The following is a 21,735-nucleotide window of genomic DNA, read 5'->3' as shown; positions in this document are numbered from 1 at the left end:
CAACTAACCAAAATAAAGTCTTTTTATAATGACTGATAAATTCAAAAAAGTATTCAAAGAGTTTCGCTTATCATCTTGGGCTATAGATAACAAGACCACGATGTACGTGCTCATTGCTGTAATATTAATCTTGGGAACTTCTGCATATAGGTCTATGCCTAGAGAAAACTTCCCAGAGATTAAAGAAACAAAAATCTACATCAGTACGATTTATCCAGGAAACACTGCTGAAGATATAGAGAAGTTAATTACTAACCCTATTGAGGACAAAATCAAAACGGTTAGTAACGTTATAGAGATTCAATCTACATCATTAGAGGACTATTCTTCTATTATGGTAGAGTTTGACGAGAATATTTCAGTAGATGCTGCAAAACAAAAGATAAAGGATGAAGTAGACGTAGAAACATCTGGTGAAGATTGGCCAACCTTTAATGGTGCCAAAGTGCAGCCAAATATCTTTGACCTTAGTATGTCTGAAGAAATGCCAATTCTTAACATCAACATATCTGGTGATTATCCTGTAGATAAACTTAAGTCTTATGGCGAATATTTAGAAGACAAGATTGAGAGTCTTTCAGAAATTAAAGAAGTAGACATTAGAGGTGCCCAAGAAAAAGAAGTTGAAGTTGCTGTAGACATCTACAAAATGATGGCAGCACAAGTAAGTTTTAATGATATTACTGGTGCCATTAGCAATGAAAATATGACCATTTCTGCTGGTAACTTAATCTCTAGCGGACAACGTAGAACTATACGTGTTATTGGTGAAATTGACACACCTGAGGAATTAGAGTCTTTTGTTGTAAAATCTGAAAAAGGAAACGCAATCTACCTTAAAGATATCGCAGAAGTTAACTTTAAAGATGAAGATAAGACTACCTACGCAAGAGAATTTGGTGAGGAAGTTGTAATGCTAGATGTTAAAAAGCGATCTGGTAAAAACATGGTTGCAGCAGCAGAACAAATCGTTGTTATTGTCGAAGATGCAGTAAATAATGTATTCCCTCCAGACTTAAAAGTTACTATTTCTAACGACCAGTCTTCAAAAACTATTGGTCAGGTTGATGATTTAGTTAACAATATCATATTCGGTATTATCCTCGTAGTAACGGTTTTAATGTTCTTTTTAGGATTCAAAAATGCCTTGTTTGTCGGTTTTGCAATTCCGATGTCCATGTTTATGTCGTTAATGATTCTTAATCTTCTAGGCTACACTATGAATACCATGATTCTATTCGGACTTATTATGGGTCTTGGTATGCTGGTAGATAATGGAATTGTTGTTGTAGAAAATGTTTACCGTCTCATGGACCAAGAAGGTATGAGCCGAATGGAAGCTGCCAAAAAAGGTATTGGAGAAATTGCTTTTCCTATTATAATTTCAACTGCCACAACTGTAGCCGCTTTTATTCCTTTAGGCTTATGGCCAGGAGTAATGGGACAATTTATGAAATATTTCCCAATAACCTTATCAGTTGTATTAGGCTCATCTTTATTTGTGGCTATATTTTTCAACTCTGTATTAGTCTCAAGATATATGTCTACTGAGGATAAAGAAATGACCTTTAAACAAATCATTTCTATTTCTGCTGTTGTAGGAATTTTAGGACTATTAATAATCATTTTTGGAGGACCATATAGAGCCTTAGGTAGTGTTATGGTTGTTACAGTAATATTGCTTTGGGCATACCGTTTATTCTTAAGAAGTTGGGCAAACGGCTTTCAAAATAAAGTATTACCACGTTGGGAGCGTATCTACGAAAGAACTTTGAGAACTGCATTACGTGGCAAAAGACCAATCGCAATTACCATTATCACATTCATTTTATTACTTGTTGCATTTGGTGGCTTTGGAGCCTCAATTGGTAGTCAAAGAACTAAAGTAGAATTCTTCCCAGACAACACACCAAACCAGATTATTGTTTACATAGAATATCCTGAAGGTACAGACATAAAAAAGACAAATGCCATTACAAAAGATATTGAGCAACGTGTCTATAAAATCATCAACCAAGATGCGTACATGAATGGAGATTACAATTTCATGACAGAAAGTGCAGTATCTCAAGTTGGTGAAGGTGCAGGTAATCCTATGACCGATGGTGGTTCTCAAGCCGAAATGCCTCATCGCGGAAAGATTACGGCTACTATGCGTGAGTTTAAATATAGAAAAGGCGCAGACAGTAACGAGCTATATAAAAAGGTACAAGAAAGTTTAAAAGACATTTATCCTGGTGTTACAATTTCTGTAGAAAAAGATCCTGTTGGACCACCAGCTGGAGCACCTATTAACTTAGAACTTTCCGGTGAAGATTATGCAGAATTAATTAACACTGCAGAGAAGATGCGAGATTTCCTTAACACCAAAAGCATTGCTGGTATTGATGAGTTAAAAATTGACGTAAACCGTTCTAAACCATCTATGCAAGTTGTTGTTGATAGAGAAAAAGCTGGTGAATTAGGAGTTTCTGCAGGCCAAGTTGGGCAACAACTAAGAAACGCTGTATTTGGCGCCAAAGCTGGCATCTATAAAGAAGGAGGTGAGGACTACGATATTTATGTCCGTTTTAATGAAGAAAACCGTTATAACAAAAGCGCTATTTTCAATCAGAAAATAACCTTTAGAGACATGGCTTCTGGCCAAATAAAAGAAATCCCTGTTTCTGCAGTAGCCAAACAAAATAACACTTCTGGTTTTAGTGCTATAAAACACAAAGACACAAAACGAATTGTAACGTTGTACTCCGCATTAGCACCTGGTTATACCGATGCTGCTGCTGTTGTCGCAGAAGTTCAGGATGCTATGAAAAGTTTTGATGACCAACCTGAAGGAGTTGAAGTAGATTACACAGGACAGATTGAAGAACAAAACAAACAAATGCAATTCTTAATGAGTGCATTTTTTGCAGGACTAGGTCTCATTTTCTTCATTCTTATTTTCCAATTCAACTCAATTTCTAAACCAGCAATAATTATGTTGGCTATCTTTTTAAGTTTAATTGGTGTGTTTGGTGGCTTAATTATCACTGGTTCTGCTTTTGTGATTATGATGACTATGATGGGTATCATTTCATTAGCTGGTATTGTGGTGAATAATGGTGTGGTACTTTTAGATTATACACAATTACTTATAGACCGTAAAAAAGTAGAAAAAGACTATGACGATTCAGCCTATTTACATAAAGAAGATTTACTCGAAGCTATAGTAAAAGGTGGTAAGGCGCGTCTCAGACCTGTTTTACTAACAGCAATCACTACCATCTTAGGTCTTATTCCGCTGGCAACTGGCCTTAACATCAATTTCTTCACATTATTTAGTGAATTTGATGCTAATATCTATGTTGGTGGTGATAACGTAATATTTTGGGGACCTTTAGCATGGACTGTAATTTATGGTCTCTTCATAGCTACGTTCCTTACCTTAATTGTAGTACCAATTTTATTCTACTTGGTAACACGTTTAAAAATGAGAATGTACAAAGCAAGAGTTGAATTGTTTAACGAAGGTGAAACATCAGAATCTAATAATTTAGAGATTGAAGAAAACGTTCAACTTGCAATGGATAAATAGAAAACTTTATAAAACCATATAAAGTGATTAATAGCGTGAAGGCCTCAACAATTGTTGAGGCTTTTTATTTTTTTATCCCTTAAGTTGATTAAATTTGCAGGATTAATTTTTGAATATGTACAGAAGTCATAACTGTGGAGAATTAAGAGCCACTCACAACAATACAGAAGTTACACTAGCAGGTTGGGTACAAGGAGTTAGGGATAAAGGTTTTATGATCTATGTAGATCTCAGAGACCGTTATGGCATAACACAGCTTTACTTTGATGAAGATCAAAGCCCTAAAGCCCTTATGGAAACGGCTCAAAAATTAGGACGTGAATTTGTAATCCAGGTCAAAGGAAAAGTACAAGAGCGCACCTCTAAAAACCCTAATATCCCTACAGGTGACGTTGAGATTTTGGTTTCAGAATTAAATGTGCTTAACGGTTCAAAAACACCACCATTTACTATCGAAGATGAAACTGATGGTGGGGATGATTTACGGATGAAATATCGTTACTTAGATATTCGTCGTAATCCTGTAAAAAACAGTTTAGTTTTTAGACATAAAGTAGCTCAAGCTACACGTAACTATCTTTCAGCTGAAGGCTTCATTGAAGTTGAAACACCATATTTAATAAAATCTACACCTGAAGGCGCTCGTGATTTTGTGGTACCTTCTCGTATGAACGAAGGTCAGTTTTACGCTTTACCACAATCTCCACAAACCTTTAAGCAGCTGCTTATGGTTGGTGGCATGGACAAATATTTTCAGATTGTAAAATGTTTTAGAGATGAGGATCTCAGAGCAGACCGTCAGCCAGAGTTTACACAAATAGACTGTGAAATGGCGTTTGTAGAACAAGAAGATATTTTAAATACGTTTGAAGGATTAACACGTCATTTACTTAAAGAAATCAACGGAGTTGAGGTTGATAAATTCCCAAGAATGCTATACGATGATGCAATGCGTTTATACGGAAACGACAAACCAGACATTAGATTCGGAATGCAGTTTGGCGAATTAAACGACGTAGCACAGCACAAAGATTTTAACATATTTAATTCTGCTGAATTGGTAGTTGGTATCGCAGTACCAGGCGGAAATGCATACACCAGAAAAGAAATAGACAAACTTATTGATTGGGTAAAACGTCCGCAAGTTGGTGCTTTAGGTATGGTTTATTGCCGTTGCAACGAAGATGGTACTTTTAAATCTTCAGTAGATAAATTCTACAATCAAGACGATTTAGCAAAATGGGCAGAAGTTACTGGCGCTAAAGCAGGCGACTTAATCTGTGTACTTTCAGGAAACACCAATAAAGTGAGAGCACAATTAAGTGCTTTGCGTATGGAGTTGGCAGAACGTCTTGGCTTACGTAAGTCAGATGAATTTGCTCCACTTTGGGTTATGGATTTCCCACTTTTAGAATGGGATGAAGATACTGAGCGTTACCACGCGATGCACCATCCATTTACGTCTCCAAAACCAGGACAATTAGAATTATTAGATTCTAAACCAGGTGAAGTAAAGGCTAATGCTTACGATTTAGTATTAAATGGTAACGAAATTGGTGGTGGTTCTATTCGTATTCACGATAAAGCAACACAAGCAATTATGCTAAAACACTTAGGATTCTCTGAGGAAGAAGCCAGATCTCAATTTGGTTTCTTAATGGATGCTTTTGAGTATGGTGCACCTCCACATGGTGGTATTGCTTTTGGTCTTGATAGACTTGTTGCTATTTTAGGTGGACAAGAAACGATTAGGGATTTTATTGCCTTCCCAAAAAACAACTCTGGTAGAGATGTAATGATAGACGCACCCGCACCAATTGATAACGAACAACTGCAGGAACTCAATTTAAAATTGAATTTAAAATCATAACTACTAAATCCTGCTTCTTGCAGGATTTTTTGTTAGCTTTAAACTATGCCAACGAAGTCCATCTTTTTAAAGCGATTACTCATTTGGAGATACAAACATGTCTCCGAAAAGAACTTTATTTTTTTACTAAGTCTCATCATTGGTTTATTAGCTGGATTGATTTCAGTTTTTATTAAAAACATCACATTTGCTATTGAAGCTATTTTTGAAAAAGGTATTATACTTTCAGAAAATAGCATCTATTTTATTTTACCAATTGTTGGTTTGTTTTTGGTTTACTTGTTTGTAAAATACATTTCAAAACAACCGAGCGAACATGCGATTCCTTCCATCCTCTTTGCCTTATCTAAAAGAGATGGCATTATAAATAAGAAAAAGATATACTACCCTTTAATCACAGCTCCGTTAACTGTAGGTTTTGGTGGTTCGGTAGGATTGTTAGGACCAGCTATTGCTTCGGCTTCTGCATTAAGTTCTAACTTTAGCAGACTATTGCATATCGATAGAAAAACCAGAAGTTTATTAATTGCCTGTGCAGCAGCAGGTGCAATTGCTTCTATTTTTAAATCGCCAATTGCCGCAATTATATTTGCTATTGAAGTCTTTAGTTTAGATCTAACATTCGCTTCACTTTTACCCTTGTTGATGGCTTCAGTATCTTCTGTAATTACATCCTACTTTTTTCTGGGAGATAGTGTATTATTTGAGTTTAGCGTTTCAGATAAATTTGTAATTAAGGATACACTATTTTACATCCTTTTAGGAATAGGAACTGGAGTTGCTTCTATCTATTTTTCAAAAATTTACTTCGGAGTTACGTCAATATTTAATCGGTTTAAATCCGCTAGACAGAAATTAATTGTTGGTGGTTTGGCTATTGGTATTATGCTATTTTTTATTCCACCACTCTATGGTGAAGGTTTTGGATTCATTAACAACCTTTTAATTGGCAACGATATTGAAGCTTTAGGCAACACACCTTTTGATTCTCATTTAGATAACATCTGGATTGTTATCGGACTCTTATTTGGCATTACCATTTTCAAAGCCATTGCCATGACCACAACGTTTGCTGCAGGTGGAACTGGTGGAATTATAATTCCAACCTTAGTAATGGGAAGTGCCTTAGGAAATGTGGTTGCCAAAGTCATTAATAACTGTGGTTTAGGTTTTAATGTCTCTGAAGCTAATTTCACATTAATTGGCATGGCTGGTCTTATTGCTGGTGTGTTACACGCGCCATTAACTGCCATTTTCTTAATTGCCGAAATTACTGGTGGCTATCAACTCTTTGTACCTTTAATGATTACAGCATCTATGTCTTTTATCATTAATAAAAATGGCTTAGATCATACAATCTACACCAAAGAATTATTGGAAAAAGGAGCGCTTCTTACTCAAAATAAAGATAAAAGTGTTCTTACCCTAATGAAACTCGATTCGGTGATAGAACAAAATTTTGTTGAATTACACCCAGACATGACACTGGGAGAAATGTTGAAAAATGGAGTTTCTAAATCCAACCGAAATTTGTTTCCTGTTACTGATGACGAAAAGAACTTTATCGGCATCATTTTACTAGACAATATAAGATCGGTAATGTTTGACCAAACTCTCTATAACTCAACTACGGTTGAAACCTTTATGCAAAAACCGCCCGAAATCATATATTATGAAGAGGACTCTATGGAAAAGGTGATGAACAAATTCCAACGCTCAAAAGCCTGGAATTTACCTGTAATTAGAGATAATAAATACTACGGTTTTGTGTCAAAATCTAAGCTTTTAACAGCTTATCGTCGCGAATTGATTAATTTTACATCTTAGAATTTATATTAATGAAGCCAATTCATATTATGACCCTTATTGCTTTTCTTGCATCTTTATGCAGCATTGTTTGTGGATTGATATTAGATGTAGACTATTCTCAAAAACTGGTAGGCTTTGGTGTATTAGGTTTATTCTTGGTTGTTTTTCCATTATTTTCTTACTACAGATGGAAAGGAAAAGACGTTAAGGACTACATGTTAACCAAGGAAAACCTTGATAAAATGCGCGAAAACCAAAAAGAAAACAAGTACTAAGTAAGTTGTTTATATTCAATATTTTAAAATAAAACAATTTATTAACCTTGCGTGTTGGTTAATACCTTACCTTTGCACTTTAATTTTTATTTTTTTATAATGACTGGAACAGTTAAATTTTTCAATGATTCAAAAGGATTTGGATTCATTACAAACGAAGAAACAGGAAAAGACATCTTCGTTCACGTATCAAACCTTAATGGCGTAGAGTTACGCGAAGGTGACAATGTAGAGTACACAGAAGAAGAAGGCAGAAAAGGAATGGTTGCTGCAAACGTAAGCATCCTTTAAGAGATATACTTTATTTTTAGTGCAACGCTCAACCTTTGGTTGGGCGTTTTTTTATTTAAAATCTATTGGTAAACTAGGTTTAGGAATTTTTACAATATAATAAGGTTGCGTCATAACTGAAGTTGCTATGCCATCTGGTGATTTTCGTAATACCTCTATTAAAATTTTGTCCTTAGTTTCTTCAACAACGAGATTTAAGCTGTGACCTCCTGAATTTTTAACCTCATCAAATACTGCAAGCACAGTATATTTTGAAAAATCAATATCAGTTTCAGAAAAACTATTGGAGACCTTATTAACTGAGTTTATTCTATTAAGCAAATTCTGCCATTCTTCTGAAGAGGTAACTATTAAATTCTGTTGCTCTATACCTTCAGCACCAGAACCATGCAGGTTACCTTTTCCAATAAGAATAATATTTTCTTGTGTCATTTTTGCTTTATTTTCTGCTGATTTACAGTTTAAGGCAAACAGTAAAACTACAATTCCTAGTAACTTATGCATAAATATGTGTGTTAATTCAAATTACGCTTTTCAATAAAAAAACGTTTCATTAATTCTGAAGCTTCTTCTGCTAAAACACCACTAACAACCTTAGTTTTAGGATGCAATTTGGTTCCCATAGCTATAAAACCACGCTGCTCGTCTGAAGCTCCGTAAACTATTTTTGCAATCTGGCTCCAATACAAGGCACCAGCACACATTTGGCATGGTTCTAAGGTTACATAGAGTGTGCACTTAGTCAAATATTTTCCACCTAAAAAATTGGCCGCAGAAGTAATAGCCTGCATCTCTGCGTGTGCTGTAACATCGTTTAGTAGCTCAGTAAGATTATGTGTTCTGGCTATAATTCTGTCTTCTACTACAATAACTGCACCAACAGGAATTTCACCTTTTTCAAAAGCAACCTCAGCTTCCTGAAGGGCTTTTTTCATGTAATATGTATCGTCAAATGGCTTTATCATTATTGTAAAAATACGATTTCAAAAATCATTAAATTCTATTACGGCAAGAATTTTGATGAAATAACAGAAAGCTATTAATTATGAGTACTCACTATTCTATTTCCATCCCAAAACCATGCCATGAAGACTGGTCTAAAATGACACCAAACGAAAAAGGTCGATTTTGTAAATCGTGTACTAAAACCGTTGTGGATTTCACAAAAATGAGTCCTGATGCTATTCAACATTACTTACACAACAACAAAGATCAACGCATTTGCGGCCATATAAAACAAAGTCAACTTGATAGTATCAACTTAAGAATCCCTGAAGCCATCATTCATCAAAACCAGAGTTTTCATCGTTTGTTTCTGTTGGCGCTTTTAATTTCTATGGGAATGACATTGTTTAGTTGTGAAGATGAAAATGGACAAAAAAAGAAAATTGAAAGCATAAAAGTTGTTGAGACTAAGACAAAAGTTAAAGATTCTATTATTGATGAACCTAAAAAAGAATTGATAAAAAAAGATGATTCAATAGTTATACAGTCACCGAAAAAAACCCGAACTATACCAAAGCCAGATCTTCTGGGTTTGGTTATTGTTGAAACTGGTGAAGTTGCAATTCATACAACTAATAGTGATGGTTTAGATTCGTTAAATATCAAAAAGCCTAAGGAATGTACTTTACCAACAAAAAAAGATAGCATTGTAGAGCCTATAATTATGGGAGACATTATGGTAGAGGAAGAAATAGACGACACAATTGTTGGTTTTATTGTTGTTAATCAACCTCCAGAATTCTCAGAAACTCCTAAACAGTTAACCACTAAAGAAAAGAAAGTTTACTTCTCAAATCGCATACAAGAAATCGTAAAGGAAAACTTTAAGACTCCTCAAAGTTTTCTTGATCTCCATGGTAAACAAAGAATATTCACTCAGTTCACCATAAACGAAATAGGAGAAGTAGAAAATATAAAAGTAAGAGCTTCTCATCCTCTTTTTGAAGCAGAAGCCAAACGCGTTGTAAATTTATTTCCAAAATTTAAGCCTGGTAAGCAAAGGGGCAAGGCAATTTCTGTAGTCTATAATCTGCCTATAACTTTTGTAATTGATGACTAGAAAAACTCGTATTTTTGCTTGGTGCAAAATTCACTTTTAAAACATATCAACTTACCTGAAGACTTACGTCGACTCAAAGCTAAAGATTTACCTCAAGTAGCTAAAGAATTACGTGAGTTTATCATCAACGTTGTGGCTACAAAAGAAGGCCATCTTGGTGCCAGTTTAGGTGTTATAGAATTGACTATTGCACTACATTACACCTTTAACACACCTGAAGATTTATTAATTTGGGATGTTGGCCACCAAGCCTATGGTCATAAAATTTTAACTGGAAGAAAAAATCGTTTTGAAACCAACAGACAACTTAATGGTATTAGCGGTTTTCCAAAACGAAGTGAAAGTGATTATGATACCTTTGGAGTTGGACACTCTTCAACTTCAATTTCTGCTGCTTTAGGTATGGCTATTGCATCACAACTTAAAGGTAAAAATAAGCATCATATTTCGGTTATTGGTGATGCTTCTATCGCGAGCGGAATGGCTTTTGAAGGTCTTAATCATGCTGGAGTTACAGATGCTAATCTGTTAGTCATTCTCAATGACAATGCCATTGGCATAGACCCAAGTGTTGGTGCACTAAAACAGTACTTAACCAATGTAAAAAAGGGCACTCAAAAACAAGATAATATTTTTGAAGCCTTAAATTTTAATTATTCTGGCCCTATTGATGGCCATGACTTACCGTTGTTAATTTCTGAATTAGAACGATTAAAGACCGTAAAAGGCCCAAAGTTTTTGCACGTAATTACCACCAAAGGTAAAGGCTTAAAACAAGCTGAGAAAGACCAAGTTAAATACCATGCACCTGGTAAATTTGATGCAAAAACTGGTGAACTTATTGCTAAATCTAGCACTATTGAGCCTCCAAAATATCAAGATGTTTTTGGCGAAACCATTGTAGAATTGGCAAGAAGCAACGAAAACATTATTGGCATTACACCAGCCATGCCAACTGGGAGTTCTTTAAAATACATGATGGAAGTGTTTCCTAATCGTGCTTTTGATGTAGGTATTGCCGAGCAACATGCCGTAACTCTGGCTGCTGGTATGGCAACACAAGGGTTAATTCCGTTTTGTAATATCTATTCTACCTTTTTGCAACGTGCTTACGACCAGATTATACATGATGTAGCGTTGCAAAATTTACCTGTAGTGTTTTGTTTGGACAGAGCAGGCTTAGTAGGTGAAGACGGAGCAACACATCATGGTGTTTTTGACTTAGCTTATCTAAATTGCATCCCTAATTTGGTGATTTTTGCACCAAGAGATGCCATTGCTTTACGAAACATAATGTACACTGTTCAGTTAGGAATTGATTTTCCAATTGCCATACGCTATCCACGTGGTAGAGGTCATCTTTTAGAATGGAAACAACCTTATAAAATCATTGAAATTGGCAAGGGCGAATGCCTCAAAAAGGGAAAAGATGTAGCCATATTATCTATTGGCACTATGGCAAAACATGTTGAAGATAGTATTGTAGATTTAGATGTATCACATTATGACCTGCAATTTGTAAAACCTCTAGATGAAAGGTTGTTGCATCAAATTTTCAGGACACACAAAACTATTGTTACCATAGAAGATGGTAGCGTAGTAGGTGGTTTTGGAAGTACTATTTTAGCTTTTGCAAATGCACACAGTTACAAACATCACATTGAAGTTTTAGGAATTGAAGATAAATTTATTGACCATGGCTCTGTGTTGCAATTACAACAATTACAACAGCTGGATTCTGCTTCAATTAAAAAGAAAGTAGAACAACTACTCGCTGTCCTCAACAACAGCTAAATCTGTTTTTCCTTCAACCTGCTCAATCTGTACAGTATCTTTTTTTTCTTCTTGCTCTTGGACGTTAGATATATCGTCTAACATTAATAGGCAAGTCAATACCACTACAAAAATGACTAAGCCTCCGAGTATATTATTTCTCATAAGTAGGTTTTTTTTGGGGCCAATTATGAAATAAATTAAAATAATATATCGTTAAATAACAAATTTATTCGATGAAATGCGTTCTATAAGATATTCCCTTTCAGTTTTTTATGTAATAACATGGCATTGGTATCAGACAATTTTGATATAAATAAACATACTGAAAGTAGATTATTGTAAAGCGATTCATTAGATAAGCCAACCGTTTCAGGCAAAAGATTTCGCAACAGTTTATCATAGTTAGACAAACTATCGTTGTATACATTATACGCTAAGTTTCCATAAGCATTTAACAGCTGATTTAAAATTTCATAACCTGCAACCTCCTTATTTATAACTTCTCTTGATCGGTAGACTTTTTTAATACTTAAATCAATGATATCTTTTATCTGGGCTTTATATTGACTCACATCTAAAAGTGCTGTATCAAATTTTCCATCTAAAATATCAGCTTCATGTTTCATAAAAATTGATGCTGCTTCATTGATTAAAGTACTAATTGCTAATGCTCGCAAATAGCTGACTCTGTCTTCGGTGGTTTTTAGAGCATTATAATTTTTCGTTATTATTCTGCCTTTTACCAATTTTATTAAATACTCCAGAGCATAATCTTCTTCAATTAACCCAAGATTTATCCCATCTTCAAAATCTATAATAGTATAACAAATATCATCAGCCGCTTCTACCAAATACGCTAAAGGATGTCTGTTATAGCTCAGGTCTGTTTCACTTCGTGATATTAGACCTAAATCTTTAGCAACCTCTTTAAACATGTCTTTTTCACTTTGAAAAAAACCATATTTTTTGTCAACTATATGTTTGGTTGGTTTTTTTGGTAATGATTCCTTTGGGTATTTCATAAAAGCACCAAGTGTAGCATAGCTTAGTCGTAGACCACCTATCCTTCCTGCCCTACTTTCTGTTAGTATTTTGAAACCGTTGGCATTACCTTCAAAATCACATAAATCTTGATATTCTTTATCCGTTAATTTAGATTTGAACTGTGCTCCATTACCAGTCTTAAAATATGCGCCTATTGCCTTTTCACCTGAATGACCAAAAGGCGGATTACCAATATCGTGCGCCAAAGCCGCAGCTGCTACTATAGCTCCAAAATCGTTAATCTTGTAACCATGTATATTTTCTAGATGTGGGTGTTTTTCTAAGAGTAATCTACCTACTTGCCGACCTAAAGAACGTCCAACCACACTAACTTCTAGGCTATGTGTTAATCTGGTATGAACAAAATCTGTTTTAGATAAAGGTACAACCTGCGTCTTGTCTTGTAAGCTTCTAAATTCTGAAGAAAATATAATACGATCGTAATCCACTTCAAAACCGACACGTGTTTCGTCTTGTTCTTTTCTCAACCGTTTATTTTCGTCACCAAAACGTTTTAAGGACAATAATTGCTCCCAGTTCATACATAAGAATATTAAGATTGCAAGATAAATAATTTGATATATAAATATTTAGTAATCCAACTATCTATTTACATAAATTCTATTGTTATGAAATTGTTTCTAAAACATAAAACCACATAACATTTCACTAACAGTTAACTAACCTTATAGTTACAAATGTTTAATTTTTGATTAACCTCTTCAAAAGAATATCACTTTTTCTTTGCAACACAATAAAAACTAAAAATTGTTTATTAAAAATTTAACTCAATGAAAAAATTACTTTTAATCACGTTAGTAGCTTCTACACTAGTATTCACTAGTTGTTTTAAAGATGATGATGCTCCTTTAATAGTAGAAACATCTACTACAATAATTAATGAAAATCCTGGTGGTGGCGGAGATGATTGCCCTGTTGTAGCTGTAACTGGTGAGGTTGCAAATGGTACTGTATGGACAAACGATAATATTTATCAATTAAACCAAAAGGTTGTTGTACCTGCTGGCGCAACTTTAACTATCAATCCTGGTACTATCATTAAAGGTTCTTCAGGTACGGGTTCTTTAGCTTCTGCTTTAATTGTAGCAAGAGGTGGCACTCTTAACGCTAATGGTACAGCTTCTGAGCCAATTATTTTCACATCTACTCAAGATAACATTACCTGCGGACAAACTGCTGGTACTAATTTAGATGAAAACGACAGAGGTCTTTGGGGTGGATTAATCGTTTTAGGTAACGCACCTTGTTCTTTCTCTGGCGATATCGCTGAGGCTCAAATTGAAGGTATACCAGCAGACGACACATTTGGTCTTTACGGTGGTACAGACGCTAACGATAGCTCTGGTAGTATGAGATACATTTCAATCCGTCATGGTGGCGCTTTAATTGGTGAAGGTAACGAAATTAACGGCCTTACATTAGGTGGTGTTGGTAATGGTACAATCATCGATAACATCGAAGTTGTAGGAAACGTTGACGACGGTGTAGAATTTTTTGGTGGTACTTGCGATGCTTCTAACTTATTGGTATGGGCTCAAGGTGATGACGCCATCGATATTGACCAAGCATACTCTGGAACTATAGATAATGTAGTTGTTGTATTAGGTGATATTTCTGACCATGCTTTTGAAATTGACGGTCCTGAAGGAACAGGTTCTGGTGCCTTTACTTTACAAAATGCTACCATTATAGGTAACGCTGTAACCGCTAACGGAGAATATGCAGATTACAGAAGTAACGCACAAGGTCATACAGAAAATGTATACGCTTTTGGTTTTAAAGCAGAATCGGATGTAGAGTTAGACAATGACGGTGTAGCAACAAACTATAATAATGGTGACTTAACGTTTGGTCCTTGGGAAATAGTATTGCCTACAGGTGTTACCGACGTTACTAGTATTTTTGTTAACAAAGCAGAAACAGTAACTGTAACTGGCTTTGGATCTACTGCAACTGCAGTAACAGAAGGTACGCAAACAGTTGGTGCTACTACTTCTAACTTAAGCTGGACCTACTCTAATGTAGAGGGTGGCTTAGGATTCTAATAAACACTTTTCATTCACTCATAAATCCAATGCCTACCAGGTAGGCATTGGATTAACAAAACATTATATGAAACAAATATTAAAAGTCTTAGCTTTTATTATATTTCTGTCATTTGCGCCTACCGCTTTCTCTCAAGGTATAGTGTCTGGTACTGTAATTGATGGTGAATTCAACGAGCCAATGGCCTTTGCTAATATTGTAGTTAAAGGCACCTCTAAAGGAATTACCACTGATTTTGATGGAAAATATGAGCTAGAGCTAGAAGAAGGTACCTACACATTAGTTTTTTCTTTTGTAGGGTACGCTACTAAAGAAATTTCTGATGTTATCATTAAAAATGGTGAGGTATTGACCTTAGACGTATTAATGGAAACTAATTCTTTTGATGAAGTTGTTATTACTACAACCACAAAAAGAAATACGGAAAGTGCTGTATTAAATCTACAGAAAAAATCTGCAGTGGTGCTAGATGGTTTATCTTCACAAGCAATACAAAGTTCTGGAGCCAGCAATGTTGCTGCAGCCGTAAAAAGTGTTCCTGGTGTTTCTATTCAAGGAGATAAATACGTATTCGTTAGAGGTCTTGGTGATCGTTACACTAAATCTATTTTAAATGGTATTGATATACCTGGTTTAGACCCAGACCGTAATACTATACAAATGGATTTATTTCCTACTAGTATATTAGATAACGTTATTGTATTAAAATCGGCGTCTGCAGAATATCCAGCAGACTTTACAGGTGGTATTGTAGATATTGTTACTAAGGATTTTCCTAGCAAAGCTGAATATTCAGTTTCGTTTGGTGGAGGTTACAACCCAGACATGCACTTTAATGATGCATATCTAACTTCAGAAGGTAGTGATACTGATTGGTTAGGTTATGATGATGGTACACGCAACGTACCTGTAAATAGATATCAGTTTGAAGAAGGAGTATTAGGTAATGGTGTTAACACTGTTACACTTACAACGCTTACTGATCGTTTTGCAAAGGAATTAGCTGCCAAGCAAGAAACTAGTGGTATGAACTATGACTTTGGATTTACATTAGGAAACCAATATGATATTGGAGATGATAGATTAGGTTACCAAGCATCTTTCTCTTACAAAAATGAAACTACATTTTACAAGAATAGATTTGATGGTGCTTACATAAAAAACCCACAAGACACCGCTGATAATGAATTAATTGCTGCCTTAGACTCTAGAGGTTCTGAAGGTATTAATAATGTGATTTTAAATGGTATGTTAGGTTTAGCCTATAAAACAGATAAATCTAAGTTTAAAGTAAATTTACTTCATGTTCAAAATGGTGAGTCAACTGCAGGTTTCTTTAACCAAGTAATATCACAAGATGGAACTGGTGGTGGTTTAGAGCCACTTACCAAGAACTCAATCACCTATACTGAACGTTCTATCACTAACTTACTACTTACTGGTAAGCATAGATTAAATAGCATGACGGACGATAAGCCATTTAACTTAGAATGGAAATTATCCCCTACTTTTTCTAAAGTGATGGACAAGAACCATAGAATAACTCCTTTTCAACAATCTGATAACGGTAGTTCTTTCTTAAGTCCTTCTGCATCTACCTTGCCTATTCAGTTGTGGAGACATTTACTGGAAGAGTCATGGGCTGGTAAAGCGGATTTTGACAAAACTGTTGAAATGTTTGGTCGACCTGCTAAAATTAAATTTGGTGGTGCTTTTACATATAAATTCAGAGACTTTAGTATAGATGATTTTACCTTTAACATTAGAGGAGGTCAGTCGTTTATAGCTAACGGTGACGCAGACAACCTTTTAGCAACGGAAAATATCTGGACACCAGAAACAGACGCAGGTACTTTTGTTGTTTTTACAGACAACTTTAATCCAAGAGATGCTTACGAAGGTGAGCAACAAATTGGTGCTACATATTTTTCTACAGAATTCAATATCACAGAAAAATTAAAAACGGTAGTAGGTTTAAGAACAGAGTTTTTTAACTCATTTTATACTGGTGAAGATGCCGACAACGTATTTAACAGAGAATTAATTTTAGATGAATTCGACCTTTTCCCTTCTGCAAACTTTATTTATGCAGTTAATGATAAGTCTAATTTAAGAGCCTCTTACTCGCGTACTACAGCTAGGCCTTCGTTTAAAGAAGCTTCTGTTGCACAAATATTTGACCCAATTACAAGCAGGTTATTTATTGGTGATCTTAACTTAGTACCAACTTATATCAATAACTTTGATATAAGATATGAATTCTTTGGTGAGCAAGGCCAAATGTTTGCAGTTAGTGGATTTTATAAAGACTTTACTGACGTAATTGAGCAAACATTCTTTGTATCTGCTCCAACTCAGCTTACTGTTGGTAACTTAGGAGATGCTGTTGTTTATGGTGCTGAATTTGAAGTAAGACAACGTTTAGGCTTCATTTCAGAAGGTTTAAACAACCTTAAGGTAACAGCAAATTTCTCTATAATTAAATCTGAGTTAACCATGTCTGATGACGAGTTTGATGGTAGAGTTGCCTCAGCTAGAGATGGTGAGTCAATTGACAGAAAAAGGGATATGCAAGGGCAAGCACCATACTTAGTAAATGTTGGCTTAAATTACGACAATAGTGATATTGGTTTACAAACAGGATTGTTCTATAACGTACAAGGTGAAACTTTAGAAGTTGTTGGTATTAGAGAAGTACCAGATGTGTACACACAACCTTTTAACAGCTTAAACTTTACATTAAACAAATCATTTGGAGAAAATAAAAGATCTTCGATAGATATTAAAGTAACCAACATACTTAATGACGAAAGATTAAGTGAATATGAATCTTTTGGTACAAGTAATCAAATTTTTTCATTGAGAGAACCAGGTACTGAAATATCGTTAGGATACACATTCAAGTTCTAGTTCTTAGATTAAGATCAAGTATTATTAAATAAAAAAGGCGCTCTTAAATTAAGAGCGCCTTTTTTATTTAATATACCAACAATGATTAATTGTTAATGGCAACTTTAGTTTTGTTATCCCATTGGTTAACACTTACAATTTTAGAATCAATAAAATCAACTTCCTTTAAAGATTCACCTTGCCAGAAAAACCATTTACCAACTTTTTTACCATCATCATAATTTCCTAAGGCTACTTTATTACCTTCTGAGTCATAACTTCTCCATTCTCCATGAACTTTGCCGTCAGCATTAAACATACCTGTTTGACTTATTTCTCCATTATCATGATAATACGTAACGTAAGTTAAGTCGCCTTTCTTTTCTAACTTTGGTTCTTTACTGTCTTGAGCGTAAGAGAACGCTACACTCAACATCATAAGAACAATTACTAAATTTTTCATATTCATTTGGGCTTTGATTAATAATTACATTACAAACATAACATTAATTTTACATTTAAACAACTTTTACATAACATTAAATTAACATTAAAAGTTTAATTAACTCATTTTCATACTATTACAAAATTAATACTCATTAACATTAGATAATATTTAATTAAGCTCCCATATTTACTGTGAAATCAATTCGTTATTTTTTTAAATATCAACTCATATCATAACATTAAGGTAACATAACGTTGAAATTAAAAGAAGAAATTTGCCTACAATTATAGTTACTCTTTTAAATGGAAAACCTTTATGTCTATATGCTAGCTGCATTAGCATTCTTAGCTGTTGCAGACTTAGTTGTTGGTGTAAGTAATGATGCTGTAAATTTTTTAAATTCTGCTATTGGCTCCAAAGCCGTTTCTTTTAAAACCATAATGATTGTTGCTAGTATTGGTGTTGCTGTTGGTGCGCTTACATCAAGTGGTATGATGGAGGTAGCAAGAAAAGGCATATTTAATCCTGGGGAATTTATGTTTAACGAAATCATGGTCATTTTTATGGCTGTGATGCTTACAGATATTCTTCTATTAGACTTCTTTAATACACTAGGCCTGCCAACCTCAACTACGGTTTCTATTGTATTTGAATTATTAGGCGCTTCGGTCGCTGTTGCACTTATTAAGATTTATGCAGATAATTCTCAATCTATAATAGATTTAGGCAACTACATAAATAACGAAAAAGCTATTGAAATCATTCTCGGTATTCTACTGTCTGTTGTTGTTGCTTTTACGATAGGTGCTATCATTCAATACGTATCACGATTATTATTATCATTTAAATTTGAAGAAAAACCAGTTTGGTATAGCGCTGTTTTTAGTGGTTTTGCCCTATCATCGATTATGTATTTTATCATTATTAAAGGTCTAAAAAATGCTACTTTCATGGATGAAGCTATATTAGAGTTTTTAAATGATCATCCTGTATATTTCGTCGAAGCTAGTTTTCTGGTTTTCACTCTTTTTTCTTTCTTAGCTGTAAAATTTCTAAATGCTAAAATTTATACTATTATTATCATTGTAGGAACGTTTGCCTTAGCTGTGGCATTTGCTGGCAACGATCTTGTAAATTTTATTGGTGTTCCTATTGCCGCTTACAACTCATATGAAGCTTGGAGTGGAAGTGGTGCCGAACCAACTAATTATGTAATGTCTGCATTAGGTGAACCTGTGCAAACAGAGCCTTATTTATTGCTTATTGCTGGACTTATAATGGTACTAACGCTTTGGTTTTCTAGTAAGGCTAGGGCTGTTGTAAAAACATCTGTAGATTTATCAAGACAAGACGAAGTCAAAGAGCGTTTTGAACCAAATTATTTATCTAGAAACATTGTAAGACTTACCATTGGCCTTAATGATAGTATAAATAAAATTCTTCCTAATTCTTACATAACTTGGTCTGAAAAACAATTCATAAAACCTAAAGTTGTTGTAAAAGAACAGGATAAACCTGCATTTGATTTGGTTAGAGCTGCTGTAAATTTAATGGTTGCTTCTGTTCTTATTTCAATTGCTACTTCTATGAAGTTACCGCTTTCTACAACCTATGTCACCTTTATGGTAGCCATGGGAACCTCATTAGCTGACAAAGCCTGGGGAACAGAAAGTGCTGTATACCGAGTTGCAGGTGTACTAAATGTAATTGGCGGATGGTTTTTCACTGCTTTTAGTGCATTTTTAGCTGCCGCAATTATGGCTTTTATATTATACTATGGCGGAGGTTATGCCTTAGCAGGACTATTAGTATTAGCTATAGCCTTATTGATAAGAAGCTATTTATCACACAGAAAAAGCTCAAAAATAATGCGTGAAGAAGACCAGTTAGAAAAAGCCGAAAGTAGTTCTACCCAAGGTGTTATTCACGAAAGCGCATCTAATATTGCCAATGTTATAAAGCGTGGAAATAGAATTTACACATCTGCTATTAACGGTCTAGCTGTTCAAGACTTAAAACTTTTAAAGAAAAACAGAAGACAAATAGACAAACTATCAACAGAGATTGATGATCTAAAAGATAATATCTTTTATTTTATTAGAAACCTAGACGAACCTAGTGTAGCTGCAAGTAATTTTTACATCAATATACTTGGGCATTTACAGGATATTACCCAGTCTTTAGATTACATATCTAAAGCAAGCCACAAGCACATTAATAACAATCATAAAAAGCTAAAGTTTAGTCAGGTTAAAGAACTTAAAGATTTAGATAGCAAACTCGAAACATTATTTGCAACAACACAATCTGCATTTGAGTCTAGATCTTTTGAACAAATTGGTGCTGTCTTAGAAGATAAAAACGAAGTGTTTGATTTGGTTAAAGACAAAATACAAAAACAAGTAGAGCGCACAAGAAACGAAGAATCAAGTCCTAAAAACACAACACTCTACTTTAGTTTATTATTAGAGACTAAAGATCTTTTAACTGCCATAATGAACTTACTTGAAGAGTATTATCATTCTCATGATAGCTCGGTTGAGCCTGCCAAATTAAATGGTACAGATCAAGAAGAATAAATTAGAACTTATGAAATATAGAAAGCCTTAGAGAATCTAAGGCTTTTTTATGACCAATTCTGAAAATTTTATGCATTTAAACATCTAAAAAATGTATTTGGTCGTATATCTAGATATACTACATAAACTAATTTAAAACGAAGACATGAAAAAAATTTCAATGCTTTTAGTAGCAACAATCTTGTTAAGTTCTTGTGTTTCCAAAAAGAAATACATGGCTTTAGAGCAAGAAAATGGTGAGATTAAGAGTCAACTAACCAAAACCCAAGTAGAAAAAGAGGATTTAGAGAATAAATTCGCGAAAATTCAAGAGCGTGTAGACCGATACAATGAAAAAATAAACTCGTTGAGTAATGATGTGGAAGGTCTTAAAATTGAAAATGACATTAAACTCGATGTCAACAAAGATGGTACAGTTATGTCTAATGAAAGTAAGCAAAAAATGCTTGCCACATTAGAAAACGTGGATCCTTCAAAAGTAGCTGAAGCAAAAACTTTAAAAGATTCTATGAATTTAGCCATTCAATATAATCTTGAAAAAACGATGAACAACTCAGATTTAAATGAAGATGAAGACATTGCTGTAAACATTAACGAAACTGTTGTTATGATTTCAATTTCAGACAAAATGTTATTTAATTCTGGAAGCTATAGAATAAGTAGTAAAGCAAACAACATTTTACAAAAACTGGCAGATGTCATTAATTCCGAAGAGAGTATAGATGTAATGGTAGAAGGCCATACAGATTCTAGAAGTATAAACACAGAGAAAATACAAGACAACTGGGATTTAAGTGTATTAAGAGCAACTTCTGTGGTAAGAAAACTACAGCACAAGTACAATGTAGACCCAGCAAAATTAATAGCGTCTGGTCGTAGTAGCTACCAACCTTTAGTAGACAACAATACTAGAGAAAACAGATCCAAAAATCGTAGAACGCGCATTATTCTGATGCCAAATATTGATAAGTTCTTTGCTTTAATGGAAGCAAATTAATTAATCCGTTATTTTTATAGAGGTGAAAAAAAGCACTCTCCCGTATAGTTC

Annotated in this window: 16 protein-coding genes; 11 read left to right on the top strand and 5 right to left on the bottom strand. The window is 34.4% G+C overall.

Annotation, left to right across the window (positions count from 1 at the left end; all coding sequences use genetic code 11):
* Positions 1-28 precede the first annotated feature (28 nt).
* The 5 genes from FC091_RS02930 (at position 29) to FC091_RS02910 (ending at position 7,819) form a co-directional block, all read left to right on the top strand.
* Positions 29-3,574 carry an efflux RND transporter permease subunit gene (locus tag FC091_RS02930; protein ID WP_138432778.1) on the top strand — a complete coding sequence of 1,182 codons (3,546 nt, stop codon included), beginning with the start codon at positions 29-31 and terminating at the stop codon, positions 3,572-3,574.
* A gap of 115 nt (positions 3,575-3,689) precedes the next feature.
* Entirely contained in the window at positions 3,690-5,444 is a 1,755-nt protein-coding gene (gene aspS / locus FC091_RS02925) for an aspartate--tRNA ligase (protein ID WP_138432777.1), read from the top strand.
* A 45-nt stretch (positions 5,445-5,489) separates the two neighbouring features.
* Positions 5,490-7,271, top strand: coding sequence for a chloride channel protein (locus FC091_RS02920; protein ID WP_138432776.1), 1,782 nt, complete (start codon positions 5,490-5,492; stop codon positions 7,269-7,271).
* Positions 7,272-7,282: 11 nt separating this feature from the next.
* Positions 7,283-7,528, top strand: a complete 246-nt coding sequence (locus FC091_RS02915) for a hypothetical protein (protein WP_138432775.1) — start codon at positions 7,283-7,285, stop codon at positions 7,526-7,528.
* Between the two features lie 99 nt (positions 7,529-7,627).
* A complete protein-coding gene (locus tag FC091_RS02910; RefSeq protein ID WP_138432774.1) occupies positions 7,628-7,819 on the top strand; it encodes a cold-shock protein in 192 nt (63 codons plus the stop codon).
* A gap of 51 nt (positions 7,820-7,870) precedes the next feature.
* Here the strand turns inward: FC091_RS02910 and FC091_RS02905 are convergent, their stop codons facing one another.
* Complete coding sequence (locus FC091_RS02905; protein WP_138432773.1) at positions 7,871-8,323, bottom strand: protease complex subunit PrcB family protein; 453 nt, start codon at positions 8,321-8,323, stop codon at positions 7,871-7,873.
* 11 nt (positions 8,324-8,334) lie between these two features.
* Positions 8,335-8,784 carry a nucleoside deaminase gene (locus tag FC091_RS02900; RefSeq protein WP_138432772.1) on the bottom strand — a complete coding sequence of 150 codons (450 nt, stop codon included), beginning with the start codon at positions 8,782-8,784 and terminating at the stop codon, positions 8,335-8,337.
* 80 nt (positions 8,785-8,864) lie between these two features.
* Here FC091_RS02900 and FC091_RS02895 point away from each other — a divergent pair, with 80 nt between their 5' ends.
* Positions 8,865-9,884 (top strand): energy transducer TonB, encoded by a 1,020-nt coding sequence (locus tag FC091_RS02895; protein WP_138432771.1) that lies wholly within the window; start codon positions 8,865-8,867, stop codon positions 9,882-9,884.
* Between the two features lie 21 nt (positions 9,885-9,905).
* Positions 9,906-11,678 carry a 1-deoxy-D-xylulose-5-phosphate synthase gene (locus FC091_RS02890; RefSeq protein WP_138432770.1) on the top strand — a complete coding sequence of 591 codons (1,773 nt, stop codon included), beginning with the start codon at positions 9,906-9,908 and terminating at the stop codon, positions 11,676-11,678.
* On the opposite strand, the gene FC091_RS15160 is transcribed toward FC091_RS02890, so the two are convergent.
* Complete coding sequence (locus tag FC091_RS15160) at positions 11,652-11,822, bottom strand: hypothetical protein (RefSeq protein ID WP_171032441.1); 171 nt, start codon at positions 11,820-11,822, stop codon at positions 11,652-11,654. The two genes, FC091_RS02890 and FC091_RS15160, sit on opposite strands and share 27 nt — an antisense overlap.
* An 83-nt stretch (positions 11,823-11,905) precedes the next feature.
* The gene (locus FC091_RS02885) at positions 11,906-13,246 is read right to left on the bottom strand and encodes a deoxyguanosinetriphosphate triphosphohydrolase (protein WP_138432769.1); all 1,341 of its coding nucleotides are present in this window, start codon (positions 13,244-13,246) and stop codon (positions 11,906-11,908) included.
* A 249-nt stretch (positions 13,247-13,495) separates the two neighbouring features.
* Here FC091_RS02885 and FC091_RS02880 point away from each other — a divergent pair, with 249 nt between their 5' ends.
* Positions 13,496-14,770: a hypothetical protein gene (locus FC091_RS02880; protein WP_138432768.1), complete on the top strand. Its 1,275-nt coding sequence runs from the start codon at positions 13,496-13,498 to the stop codon at positions 14,768-14,770.
* Between the two features lie 67 nt (positions 14,771-14,837).
* Positions 14,838-17,681, top strand: coding sequence for a TonB-dependent receptor (locus FC091_RS02875; RefSeq protein ID WP_138432767.1), 2,844 nt, complete (start codon positions 14,838-14,840; stop codon positions 17,679-17,681).
* An 85-nt stretch (positions 17,682-17,766) separates the two neighbouring features.
* Here the strand turns inward: FC091_RS02875 and FC091_RS02870 are convergent, their stop codons facing one another.
* On the bottom strand, positions 17,767-18,123 hold the full coding sequence (locus FC091_RS02870) for a toxin-antitoxin system YwqK family antitoxin (RefSeq protein ID WP_138432766.1): 357 nt from the start codon (positions 18,121-18,123) through the stop codon (positions 17,767-17,769).
* A gap of 287 nt (positions 18,124-18,410) precedes the next feature.
* Between FC091_RS02870 and FC091_RS02865 the strand changes: the two genes are divergently transcribed.
* Together FC091_RS02865 and FC091_RS02860 are read left to right on the top strand one after the other, a co-directional pair.
* Entirely contained in the window at positions 18,411-20,687 is a 2,277-nt protein-coding gene (locus tag FC091_RS02865; protein ID WP_138432765.1) for an inorganic phosphate transporter, read from the top strand.
* Positions 20,688-20,832: 145 nt separating this feature from the next.
* The gene (locus tag FC091_RS02860; RefSeq protein ID WP_138432764.1) at positions 20,833-21,684 is read left to right on the top strand and encodes an OmpA/MotB family protein; all 852 of its coding nucleotides are present in this window, start codon (positions 20,833-20,835) and stop codon (positions 21,682-21,684) included.
* The last annotated feature ends 51 nt before the right edge of the window (positions 21,685-21,735 follow it).

It is taken from the genome of Winogradskyella algicola (genome assembly GCF_005869935.1).
Lineage (GTDB): Bacteria > Bacteroidota > Bacteroidia > Flavobacteriales > Flavobacteriaceae > Winogradskyella > Winogradskyella algicola.
Note: the sequence above shows the minus strand (reverse complement) of the source record. Positions and strands in the feature narration are given on the sequence as shown.